Source organism: Sporosarcina sp. Marseille-Q4943, assembly GCF_943736995.1.
GTDB lineage: Bacteria > Bacillota > Bacilli > Bacillales_A > Planococcaceae > Sporosarcina.
Map to the genome: position 1 here is coordinate 901113 of NZ_OX031157.1, position 11804 is coordinate 912916.

General features: G+C 45.9%; 10 protein-coding genes. 2 read left to right on the top strand and 8 right to left on the bottom strand.

The window, feature by feature from the left end:
• Window positions 1-6: 6 nt before the first annotated feature.
• The 6 genes from NIT04_RS13455 to hprK all read right to left on the bottom strand — a co-directional run bounded on the left by NIT04_RS13455 (window position 7) and on the right by hprK (window position 5522).
• Window positions 7-1530, bottom strand: a complete 1524-nt coding sequence (locus NIT04_RS13455) for a tetratricopeptide repeat protein (protein ID WP_252504076.1) — start codon at window positions 1528-1530, stop codon at window positions 7-9.
• A gap of 91 nt (window positions 1531-1621) precedes the next feature.
• The gene (locus NIT04_RS13460; protein ID WP_252504077.1) at window positions 1622-2161 is read right to left on the bottom strand and encodes a DapH/DapD/GlmU-related protein; all 540 of its coding nucleotides are present in this window, start codon (window positions 2159-2161) and stop codon (window positions 1622-1624) included.
• The gene (ppaX, locus tag NIT04_RS13465; RefSeq protein WP_252504078.1) at window positions 2158-2808 is read right to left on the bottom strand and encodes a pyrophosphatase PpaX; all 651 of its coding nucleotides are present in this window, start codon (window positions 2806-2808) and stop codon (window positions 2158-2160) included. Before ppaX ends, NIT04_RS13460 begins: the two co-directional genes overlap by 4 nt.
• Window positions 2801-3745 carry a nucleoside recognition domain-containing protein gene (locus NIT04_RS13470; protein ID WP_252504079.1) on the bottom strand — a complete coding sequence of 315 codons (945 nt, stop codon included), beginning with the start codon at window positions 3743-3745 and terminating at the stop codon, window positions 2801-2803. The genes ppaX and NIT04_RS13470 overlap by 8 nt, the downstream gene beginning before the upstream one ends.
• Window positions 3746-3760: 15 nt before the next feature.
• Window positions 3761-4567 carry a prolipoprotein diacylglyceryl transferase gene (gene lgt / locus NIT04_RS13475; RefSeq protein ID WP_252504080.1) on the bottom strand — a complete coding sequence of 269 codons (807 nt, stop codon included), beginning with the start codon at window positions 4565-4567 and terminating at the stop codon, window positions 3761-3763.
• 4 nt (window positions 4568-4571) lie between these two features.
• Window positions 4572-5522: an HPr(Ser) kinase/phosphatase gene (hprK, locus tag NIT04_RS13480; protein ID WP_252504081.1), complete on the bottom strand. Its 951-nt coding sequence runs from the start codon at window positions 5520-5522 to the stop codon at window positions 4572-4574.
• A 183-nt stretch (window positions 5523-5705) separates the two neighbouring features.
• On the opposite strand from hprK, the gene NIT04_RS13485 reads away from it, so the two are divergent.
• Entirely contained in the window at window positions 5706-6266 is a 561-nt protein-coding gene (locus NIT04_RS13485; RefSeq protein ID WP_252504082.1) for an N-acetylmuramoyl-L-alanine amidase, read from the top strand.
• Between the two features lie 193 nt (window positions 6267-6459).
• On the top strand, window positions 6460-7455 hold the full coding sequence (locus NIT04_RS13490) for a DoxX family membrane protein (protein WP_252504083.1): 996 nt from the start codon (window positions 6460-6462) through the stop codon (window positions 7453-7455).
• A gap of 192 nt (window positions 7456-7647) precedes the next feature.
• Here the strand turns inward: NIT04_RS13490 and NIT04_RS13495 are convergent, their stop codons facing one another.
• Both NIT04_RS13495 and uvrA read right to left on the bottom strand, forming a co-directional pair.
• The gene (locus NIT04_RS13495; RefSeq protein WP_252504084.1) at window positions 7648-8808 is read right to left on the bottom strand and encodes a DUF4097 family beta strand repeat-containing protein; all 1161 of its coding nucleotides are present in this window, start codon (window positions 8806-8808) and stop codon (window positions 7648-7650) included.
• Window positions 8809-8928: 120 nt separating this feature from the next.
• Window positions 8929-11799 carry an excinuclease ABC subunit UvrA gene (uvrA, locus tag NIT04_RS13500; protein ID WP_252504085.1) on the bottom strand — a complete coding sequence of 957 codons (2871 nt, stop codon included), beginning with the start codon at window positions 11797-11799 and terminating at the stop codon, window positions 8929-8931.
• Window positions 11800-11804 lie beyond the last annotated feature (5 nt).

Sequence of the window (11804 nt, forward strand, 5' to 3'; positions counted from 1 at the left end):
CAAGATTTACGCATTGAATTGCGGCAAAAACTCCATCAAGTCGCTGACGTATTTCGTTAACGTCGGCACTGAAATGCCATAGATGCGGGCAATGGCGGTTTTTGTAACCCCTTTATAACGGGATGATTGGAACATATAATCTGCCGCCGCCGCCAACGCCGAAGGATTCCTGAAATGGTAGGAGCGGCTGAGACCGACTTCACAAAGTGTGAACCACATTTGAAAAAGATGAGTCCCTTGCCGTTCCAATGGCTTGTATTTCTCGTATAACAATTCAGTCGTTTCCAAGGCGCGCATGAATGAATGATCAAATTCATTTTCTATCGTGAATTCATAATTGAGGCTATGCGCTAGAAACAATTGCTCGATGACACTCAGCTTTTCGAGATTGATATACGAAGGGTGTGAGACAATCTCCTGTTTATGCGCTGATTTCCCTAACAGATAAAACCCTAATAATCTTTCACTTCTATATTTATTCGTAATTTTGCTTAATAAAAAATCCCGATCTTGTTCATAGGACTCGGGCTTCGCCGTAGAGTGCACGTCTTTCCACGGTTCAAAACCCGCTTTTGATGGATCCAATTCCACGAGCTTTTCATACGATTCTTTCGCCACTTGTTCATGACCGGAGAAGTAGGCAGAATGCGCGAGCCAGAAATAATATCCGGCATCCCCTTCAAAACCCCGTTTTTGTAAGCTTCTAAGCCAACCGTACGCTTCTTTATGCTTGCCGACCAACGCGAAGGTCGCCCCTAATTTATAGCGATGTATGAATTGATATGGTTTTATTTTCATGAGAAGCTCGAGCATCGAGTCCAATTCCTCTTTATCTTTCTCATAATAATAAAAGACGGCGAGATTGCATAATGCATGAAGGTTCCCTTTGTTTTTATCGAGCACGTCAAACAGCAATTCTTTCGCTTGTTCAATCTTGCCGATATAAAAGTAAGCGAGCGCCAAGTTATTATAGGCAGCCCAAAAATCAGGATAATCGACGATGATCGATTCCAAAATTTCGATCGCTTCTTCAAACGAGCCAGCTTCCATTAACCTTCTAGCTTTCTCTTGAAGGAAATACACTTCTCCGTCAGGCATTTCCTCGTCTGTAAAAAAGGCTTCCTCCTGCTCGGCGAAATCGATGATCTCCATCGAATCATCCGCTAAAGGTCCATCCGGCGCCAATGCTATATACTTTTCCGCATAAATCTTCGCATCACGAAGAAGGCCCAAATGAGCATGGACTTCGGCCAAATAAAAGATGATGTCTTCCTCTTCCGGATCCAGGCCATGCGCTGCCGCCAGAATTTCATAAGCTTCCTCAAACATGCCTTCTTCCATGATGAGAATGCCATATTGCATAAGGATGAGTGGATCATTAGGGCTCAATTCAACGGCCCTTTGCAAGTATCTATGGGCATCATCGAAGCGTTCGCGCTGCATTGCTTTAACGCCTTTCTGATAGTAGAATTCACCGTCCGGGATAAAAGAAATGACTTTCTTATCTATGTTCTTATACTTTTTGTCCAATCAGATTCCTCCGAAAAAATTAGAAGGAACGCTTTATACGTCCCTCCCAATAAACTTGCTTAATTATACCATACCTTCTGTTTCCGTCATCCTATTTCTTGTCAACGTCCAATTTTTGGGCAGTCCTGCGACGCTCTTCCATCTGCTCGGCAGTGTAAATGATGCGCACAGGGTTGCCCCCGGCCATTGCACCAGCAGGGATGTCGCGGTTGACAAGCGACGCGGAAGATACGATGGCTCCGTCCCCGATTTCCACTCCGGGAAGGATTGTCGTATTTGCACCGATCATCACCCGATCACCGATGACCACGTCGCCGATCCGATACTCTTCAATTAAATATTCATGGGCGAGAATCGTCGTATTGAACCCGATGATCGAATTGCTCCCGACCGTAATACGCTCCGGGAACATCGTATCCGGCATGACCATCAATGCGAATGATGTCTTTTCACCTATCTTCATTCCTAAAAATGTCCGATAGATGAAGTTCTTCATCGGAATGAAAGGTGTGTACCTTCCGATTTGGATGAAGATAAAGTTCTTTGCCACTTTAAAAAACGAAACCGTTTTATATATTTGCCAAAGGGAGTTCGCATTTCCTTCAGCAGGATAACGCTCTGTCCGTCTCAAGCTTCCACGCCTGCTGTTATCGACAGTAAGTCTGAAATATGTTGCAAGACAAAATCAGGCTCCTGCTCCCGGATGAAATTTTCGCCTTTTGCTGACCAAGCTACTCCAGCCGTGCGAACTCCGGCGTTTTTCCCTCCGAGAATATCATGAATGTTGTCACCGATCATCAACGTTTCCTGCGGTGTCGAGTTCAATCGCTCCATTGCGAGAAGCAATGGCTCCGGATGAGGCTTCGGATGTTTGACAGCATCCAATCCGATTATCGTATCGAACACGTTCCCTGCCGGCATTAGCTTCAAGCCTTTCATGATCATATCATTCCGTTTCGTCGATACGATGGCCATCTTGAAGCCAGCATTTTTCAATTGCACTAACGTGTCGCTCACCCCGTCGAATTCGGAAGCGAAAGCGTCGTGATTTGCTAAGTTCCATGTGCGATATTCATTGATCAGTTCTTCCGATTTCGTAGGATCGATACTATCGAATGTTTCTTTTAAAGTCGGCCCAAGGAATCGAAGGATATCTTCCCTTTCAAACCTTCCCGGGTAATGTGCGTTCAAAACCGTTTGGAACGTTTGAATGATTAGTTCATTCGTGTCGAGCAACGTTCCATCGAAGTCAAATAGCAAAGTTGTAATTTTATCCATCCAGAACTGTAACCTCCTTCTCCCTCTTCCGTTCCGCCTGTTTCCATAAGTAAGCGACCGCAATCGTCAGTACGAAGGCCGTGACGAGGCGGATGATGAGCAACGGCAAGATAGGAATACCTAAGGGCATGAAAATAAGTGTATCTTCAACGACCGCGTGACATGCAACGAGAAAGATGAACGCGAGCGTCGCATCTTTTTTGCTGACGCCATCTTCCTGTACCGCTTGGATCATGACACCTGCGCCATAGGCAAGGCCGATGACGAGGCCGGCAACCAAAGTTAACGACGCGTTCGGCTGTACGCCGATCACCTTCGTAAAAGGCGCCAGTTTATCCGAAAACTTCTGCAAGTAGTTGCGGTCTTTCAAAAATTGCACGATGATCATGAGCGGAATGACGATAAGCGCCAGTTGCAATACGCCGAACGACGCCTTCTGCAAACCGAGCAAGCCGATTGCGAGCCAGCCTTCCGGAGCAGTTGCCACTTCAGGAGCTATGCCGTACTGCGCAATTTCTCCGCCGCCATTCCAAAACAAATTGATGATGATGCCGGAGAACGCCGCCAAACCGAATCTGACGACTAACACAATCCACAATTTGACTCCGACTTTCAAAGCGACTCCCGTCTCGATGAACATATTATGCGCAAAGCTGAGCATAACAGCCAAAATGAAAACTTCCTTCACCGTAAGTTCGAGCGAGAGAATACCTGCAATCCCTGCGTATAAATTCAATGCATTGCCGAGCACTAACGGAATCGCGGCTTCCCCGCTCAATCCGAATAAGCCCATGAATGGCGATATTAACTTTACGAGCCACGGCAATACAGGTGTATGTTGCAAAATGACGAGAAGGACGGTGATTGGAAAAATGATTTTCCCTAACGTCCATGTCGTCTTCAAGCCAGCTTTCAACCCATTTCGAAGCGTCTGCATTTCCCCATCCCTCTTCTATTTATCTTGATATTCCACTTTGACTTCCTTGATGAACCTTCTCCAGATGAATAGTGACACTGAAAATACAATGGCGATGATGGATACGATTTGCGCAGCACGAAGATCGCCGCCGTACAAACTGTCCGTCCTCATCCCTTCGATAAAAAATCTTCCGATTGAATACCATGTCAAGTAGAAGAAGAACATTTCGCCCCGCTTCAATCGGACTCTTCGTAATAACAGAATGATAATAAGGCCGACGACGTTCCATAACGATTCATAAAGGAATGTCGGATGATAGGTTACGCCGTTAATTGTCATTTGGTTCATGATCCAATCAGGAATCCAAGTGGTTTCTAGAAACTTTTGCGATACAGGACCGCCATGCGCTTCCTGATTGATGAAATTTCCCCATCGGCCGATAATTTGACCAATCAATATGCCCGGAACGGCGATGTCCACCACTTTCCAGAAGGAGATGCCGCGTCGTTTCGTATAAAAATACGTCGTTAAAAAGGCACCAATTAATGCACCGTGGATGGCGATGCCGCCTTCCCATATTTTAATCACATCGGCAGGGTTATCTTTATAAGAATCCCACGAAAATAGAACGTAGTAGATTCTTGCACTTATGATGGATATAGGCACTGCCCAAATAAGCAGATCCGTTAAGAAATCCGGATGCATTCCCCGCTTCACCATCTCTTTTTGAACGACAATGAATGCAAGAATGATACCGGTCGTAATTAAAATTCCATACCATCGGATATCTATTGGCCCTATGCTAAAGGCCGTCGGGTCAATCGTTAGTAAGTCGAACATTAGTTTACTCTATCCCCTCTTCATCGGATTTCTCTGCGCCTTGACTAATTGCCAAATCAAGCTTCTTCGAAAATGTCTCTGCTGCATTGATGCCTAATCGTTTCATCCGATAATCCATGGCGGCCACTTCAATAATGACCGATAAGTTCCGCCCAGGTCTTACTGGGACAGTGAGCTTCGTCAAATCAGAATCCATGACCTTCATCTTTTCTTCGTCGATGCCTAAACGATCATATACTTTATCCGGGTCCCACACTTCCAAATCGATGACCATCAGAATCCGTTTATCATCTTTCACGGCGCTCGCACCGAATAGCATCATCATATCAATAATGCCAACGCCCCGGATTTCAAGCATATGGCGCAGAATTTTCGGAGCATTTCCGATCAAGACGTTCTTCGCCACTTGTCTAATTTCAACAGCATCATCCGCGACGAGACGATGGCCTCGTTTCACAAGCTCCAAAGCAGTTTCACTTTTCCCTACGCCGCTCTTCCCTGTTATCAACACACCGATTCCATATACATCGACAAGCACACCATGAACTGTCGTCATCGGAGCGAGCTGACCTTCCAGGAAGTTCGTCAACATACCCGAAAACCGCGTCGTCGGATGTTCGGTCTGCAGCACCGGGATTCCCCGCTCCTCCGCATTCCGCTTAAGTTCTATGGGGCATTCAATATTATGTGCAAGGATGAAAGCGGGCGTTTCTGTCGTACAGAGACGGTCCATCCGATCCTGGCGTTCCGCCTCATCCAATTTGTTGAAAAAGGAAAGCTCTGTTTTTCCGAGCAATTGAACACGATTTGCCGTATAAAAATCGAAATAGCCGGCCATTTCCAAACCTGGCCGGGATATGTCGCTCGTGAGGATACTACGTTCAATACCTTCTCCACCGGCAACAATTTCAAGTCCAAAACGATTTTGAACGTCTTCCACTGTAACAACCGACATTTGTTCGCCGCCTTTCTATGTTGAACACGCATCCGACCACTTCGCAAAGCGGAAGGAACCATGCTTCATCAAGTCAACCCTATCCCCTATTTTACCATGAACGGATTCAATTGAAATGATTTCGTTCGAATTTGTCCACTAATGATGCGAAACAGACTATATAGATAGCGAGGAGGGGATGAGATGGCAACTATCATACTTGACGCAGGGCACGGACCGAATACTGCTGGCAAAAGGTCGCCAGATGGCAAACTAGTGGAGTTCCGTTTCAACGCGGAGGTGGCGGAACTGCTACGGCACTATTTGCTGCTGGAAGGAGTGGACGTCTTTTATTCGCATGAAAACAGCCGGGACGTGCCTCTATCGGAAAGGGCTTCGATTGCAAACAGGTTGGATGCGGATGCGTTCGTGTCCATCCATGCAAATGCATTCGGCAACGGTTGGAATGAAGCCCAAGGTATCGAAACGTATATGTACCCGCAAGTGAGCAAACGGACTGCTGCATTGGCTAACCTGATACATAGCTCAATGATATCCGCTTGCGGGCGGAAAGACCGAGGGGTGAAAACCGCCAACTTCGCAGTGTTGAGGGAGACGAAGATGCCTGCCGTGCTAGTGGAATGCGGCTTCATGACGAATCGCGAAGAAGCTGGCCTCTTGCTATCGAGGGCATATCGCGTTCAATGCGCAAGGGCGATCGGCTTCGGCATTTTGAGTTGGCTGTATCATGAGAAAATCGTGTAGACGCTTGCTTTGGGCGCGAGTCATCTTTATTACAAAAAGACTGCTACTGAAAGTCAGTTTTCACCGACTTTCTTGGCAGTCTTATTTATTTACATGTATTCACAAGTCCTACTTACAGTAAACATCAGCATAATCGATATTTCTTAGGGAATAATAATTTTCACAGATTGTTACAAATAGGAGGGGGAAATACATGAAGAAATACGGTTCTATACTATTAATAGGGTTGTTTTGTTTATCACCAATTATTGTAAACGCGCATGTTAAATGGTTTACGGAAATCGAACCTGAAAAGGTTTCTATTGAACAGATCCTTTCAACGGAATTTATAGTATTATCCTTAGTCATTGCTCTTTTCTTAGCGATCTTATCTCAATTCATACCACAGTTAATGAAGATTCCCGGTGTCGCTAAAATTGATATGAAATTAGATGGATACCGGAAATATTCTCGTTATATTCTACAGTACGGTACAGCTGCCGCATTTATATTACAAGTCGTTAATCGAACTATGTTTGCACCTGAGTTCGTTATCCATAATAGTTGGGAAACGGTTGTTATGTGGGCGATTATCATTTTGCTTCTTATTCCGCATCATATAGCAACGAAAATGGCTTCCGTATTAATGCTTGGTTTATTTCTTTATATTTGGAGTTATTCCGGTTGGTTTCATATGCTGGATTATGGGTTTTACCTTGCTATTATCGGTGTTTTATTGGTGGGAAGAACAAAACTGGAGACGGCAGGGTTTCCATTCCTATACCTTGGTACAGGTTTAAGTTTATGTTGGGTTGCAGTAGAAAAATGGGTATACCCTGGTATGACGATCGATATTATTCACCGCCATGGCGTCCCTACTTTTGGCTTTCCCCCAGAACTATTTATTGTCCTGTCAGCATTTATTGAATTTGTTGTTGGTTACCTATTAGTCGTCGGTATTCTCAACCGTTTATTAGCTGTCGTCGTAACCATTTTATTTATCCTCACAACAACAATATTTGGCTATACCGAAGTAGTAGGACATGGGATGATTCATATTGTCTTATTAATATTTATTATCGAAGGAATATCCTTTTATCATCCGCCAGTTAAAATGCATAAGAACCGATTGGACCAAATGATCTTTGTTTTCCTGAACTTTTTGTTTGTGCTCAGTACATTTTTATTGATCTATTACCGATTCGCATAAAATAAAACAAAAAACGACTGCCGGAGAATGTCAGCTTTCACTGACTCTCTTGGCAGTCGTTTTTCATTAACGTCTAGACTCCGGGTGCCAGAGGCTCGGGTCATAAGTCAAAGTTACTCTGTGGCAAAGAACGCCACGCCGTATCTTTGCCTTATGCCTGTCGCCTCTAAGCAGGCACCCTACGCTTTTGTTTTAAACATGTTTTACGTTATAACAAACTATCACAGATCCTGTTTTTGCTTCTCCATACACATGGAGCGGCGTAGCATCGCCTTCGACATCTTTGTTGAATATGATTGTACGGTGAAGGAACTGTTCTTGTTCTGTCGTTTTGCTGACATCATTCAGCTGCAGATCCAAACGTCCCATATTCGTGGAGATTTCTCCCCGTAGAGGCGCATCGGATGGAATATACATCTCAACGGAACCGCTCACCGTTTTGGCATCAATTTTTTGTGCCGAAGCGTCTGTAGTTGTAACAACTACGTGGCCATTCAACGATTTTGCCTCAACATCCTTCAATTTACCTGATACGTAGACGCGTCCGTTAATCGTCTCCGCTTCGAGCGTTTCACCTGTACTTTCATTCAAACGGATTGATCCGTTGCCTGCTTCCAACTCAGCCTCTTTGAAGTCGATCCGTTCGATGTCGACTTTTCCGTTCGCCGTTTTCGAATAGAGCCGGTCAACCGTAAGATCCTGCAAGTTGAAGCTCCCATTCAGCAGTCGTGCGGAAACTTTGCGATATTCCTGTTTCGGAATGAAAAGGTCGACATTCACCTGACTTAATTTTGAATCACTTAAATAGCGCAGTTTTCCTTCGTCTTTCAGGAAGATCAATTTATCGAGAAATTCCTTTTTCGCATCTTCTTCCGACCTTCCATTGAAGGATTTGACGGTGAATTCCGCACGGATTTCCGAGTTTTCGGTTCCATGAATTGAAACACTTCCGTGATCGACGTCAACGAGGATTTCATCCAAATCATCTGCCGGCTTCACAATCGTATGATGGATTGTGGATCCGCCGCCGAACGGCGTATCGAAATCGAAGCCTTTCATCCTTTCCACGGTTGATTGCATGAACTGCATGAAACGGTCTCCAACGGTTACGAAATCTTTGCGGATATCTTCAATGAATTCATCCATCGATGGATCTTTGCCTTTCGACCTTCTGGAGTACTCGTTTGCATCATCTTGCTGCGGTTCTTCAACGCCCACCTTTTCCTCTGTCCAGGTTGCACTGTCAGTCGAAGTCTGCTTTTTCTCCATTGCTTCCAATAGGGTTAAGGCTTCATCCATTGAAATTGTGCCGTTTTCCAACATTGTCAAGATACGTTTGCGTTCATTCTGCATCTTTCCGCCTCCTAGGTATGCTCGAGATTTTTCTATTCGCAAGAGAGTCCCCACCAAATGTAGAACAAGCGGATACTCCCTTAACACTTACTATATATACGAATCATCTATCGGAAGGTTTCATTCTTTTCCAGTTGCAGTTTCAATCCGTTCTTTCATTCTCAGACGGTCGCGTTCCAAAATGGGCTTCAAATAGCGGCCCGTGTATGACACTTCACTCTCAGCGACCTGCTCAGGAGTTCCTGTAGCAATGATCTGCCCGCCTTTGTCCCCGCCTTCAGGTCCGAGATCGATAATATGGTCGACAGTTTTGATGACGTCCAAATTATGCTCGATGACAAGGACTGTATTTCCGGAATCGACGAGCCGTTGCAAAACGTGAAGGAGCTTTTCAATATCATGGACATGGAGACCCGTCGTCGGTTCGTCCAAAATATAAAATGATTTTCCGTTCGAACGTCGATGCAACTCTGAGGCGAGCTTCACCCTTTGCGCTTCTCCACCCGATAACGTCGTGGCTGGTTGTCCAAGTTGAACGTAACCGAGACCGACATCGACGATCGTTTGCAGTTTTCTATGGATTTTAGGTATATTTTCAAAGAAAACGAGCGCGTCTTCGACGGTCATAGATAGGACATCCGCAATATTTTTCCCTTTGTACGTCACTTCCAACGTTTCACGGTTATATCTTTTTCCGTGACACACTTCACAAGGGACATACACGTCAGGAAGGAAATGCATTTCGATCTTAATGATTCCGTCTCCGCGACAAGCTTCACAGCGGCCGCCTTTTACGTTGAAACTGAATCGACCTTTTTTGTAGCCTCTCACTTTCGCCTCGTTCGTCATGGCGAAGACGTCTCGAACGTCATCAAAGACCCCTGTATATGTCGCCGGGTTCGATCGTGGCGTCCGTCCGATAGGAGATTGGTCGATTTCAATGACCTTTTCCAATTCTTCAAGACCCGTGACGGACATGAATTGCCCAGGTTTCTGCTTCGACCGGTTCAGCTTTTGGGCAAGCACTTTGTAAAGCACTTCATTGACGAGCGTACTCTTTCCGGAGCCTGAAACGCCTGTCACCGCTATGAACTGCCCTAATGGGAAGTCTGCATCGACATTCTTCAAATTGTTCTCCGACGCGCCTTTGATCGATACGATTCGGCCATCGGGCTGACGCCTTTCAATCGGCAATGGGATGAACTTCTTGCCGCTCAAATATTGGCCGGTTAATGATTTAGGGTCGTTCATCACTTCTTCCGGTGTGCCCGCAGATACGATTTGTCCTCCCGCAGCACCTGCTCCCGGGCCGATGTCGATCAAATAATCTGCGGCGATCATCGTATCTTCGTCATGCTCTACGACAATGAGCGTATTGCCGATATCCCGCATGCTTTGCAGCGTGCCGATGAGACGGTCATTGTCGCGTTGATGAAGACCGATCGAAGGCTCATCCAATATATAAAGGACACCTGTCAACCTCGATCCGATCTGCGTCGCAAGCCGGATACGCTGCGCTTCACCGCCGGACAATGTGCCCGCCGCCCTCGACAACGTCAAATAATCAAGCCCGACATTTATGAGGAATCCTATTCTTTCGGCGATTTCCCGCAAAATAAGCCTTGCGATTTGCATATCTTTGTCGGAAAGGACGAGATTGTTGAAAAACCGGTCCGCTTCCGTAATGGAAAGCGATGTCACTTCCCCGATATGCGTGCCGTTCACTTTCACTGCGAGGGTCTCCTCTTTCAATCGGTATCCGTGACATGCCGGACAAGCGCGGCTCGCCATGTATTTCTCCATTTGTTCCCGTATATAATCGGAGGATGTCTCCTTGAAACGACGCTCCACATTTGCAAGGACGCCTTCGAAGTAGATGTTGTTCACACGTGTATTCCCGAATTCATTCGTATATTGGAAGCGGATCTTTTGTTCCTTCGAACCATAAAGGATGATATTCAAATCCTCATCTGACAAGTCGCTCACCGGCACGTCCATCGGTATTTTGAAATGCTTGCAGATCGTTTTCAATAGTTCTGGATAGTATTGGGAGCTTGTCGGAATCCAAGGTGCAATGGCGTCTTCATTCAATGAAAGAGACTTGTCCGGGATGACCAGATCAGGGTCGACCTCAAGCTTCGTCCCGAGGCCATCACAATCAGGGCAAGCCCCGAACGGACTGTTGAATGAAAACATGCGCGGCTCCAGTTCCCCGATGGAAAATCCGCATATCGGACATGCGTGATGTTCGCTGAACAGCAATTCTTCCACGTCGATCACATCGACCAATACATTCCCTTCAGCCAACCGTAGCGCCGATTCGAGCGAATCGCTTAAGCGCGCTTCAATTCCCTCTTTCACGACGATCCGGTCAATGACAACTTCAATTGTATGTTTTTTATTTTTATTCAGTTCAATATTATCATCGAGATCGATTACTTCTCCGTTGACACGAATCCGGACGTAACCTTGCTTTTTAATGTCCTCGATCAGTTTCGCATGCGTCCCTTTCCTGCCGGATATGACAGGCGCAAGGATTTGAAGCCGGGAACGTTCCGGAAGCTGCATGATCCGGTCGACCATCTGCTCGATCGTCTGGGAGGAGATTTCAACCCCATGGTTCGGACAGATCGGCTTGCCGACCCGTGCGAATAGCAACCGTAAGTAATCATAGATTTCAGTGACCGTTCCAACTGTGGAACGTGGATTTCGGCTCGTCGTCTTCTGATCGATGGAGATTGCAGGAGACAGCCCTTCAATCACATCCACATCCGGTTTGTCCATCTGGCCTAAAAACTGCCTCGCATAAGCGGAGAGCGATTCGACATACCGCCTTTGCCCTTCCGCATAAATCGTATCGAATGCGAGGGACGATTTCCCCGAGCCTGACAAACCGGTCATGACGACAAGTTTGTCACGCGGAATACGGACATTAATATCTTTCAGATTATGCACCCTTGCCCCTTGAATGACTATTTCCGTGTTTTTCATCGCAT

Coding starts and splice junctions, on each gene's coding strand:
- hprK (WP_252504081.1), bottom strand. CDS start 5,522: ATGTCGGTTGTTACAGTGGAAGACGTTCAAAATCGTTTTGGACTTGAA.
- uvrA (WP_252504085.1), bottom strand. CDS start 11,799: ATGAAAAACACGGAAATAGTCATTCAAGGGGCAAGGGTGCATAATCTG.
- NIT04_RS13485 (WP_252504082.1), top strand. CDS start 5,706: ATGGCAACTATCATACTTGACGCAGGGCACGGACCGAATACTGCTGGC.
- lgt (WP_252504080.1), bottom strand. CDS start 4,567: ATGTTCGACTTACTAACGATTGACCCGACGGCCTTTAGCATAGGGCCA.
- NIT04_RS13470 (WP_252504079.1), bottom strand. CDS start 3,745: ATGCAGACGCTTCGAAATGGGTTGAAAGCTGGCTTGAAGACGACATGG.
- ppaX (WP_252504078.1), bottom strand. CDS start 2,808: ATGGATAAAATTACAACTTTGCTATTTGACTTCGATGGAACGTTGCTC.
- NIT04_RS13495 (WP_252504084.1), bottom strand. CDS start 8,808: ATGCAGAATGAACGCAAACGTATCTTGACAATGTTGGAAAACGGCACA.
- NIT04_RS13490 (WP_252504083.1), top strand. CDS start 6,460: ATGAAGAAATACGGTTCTATACTATTAATAGGGTTGTTTTGTTTATCA.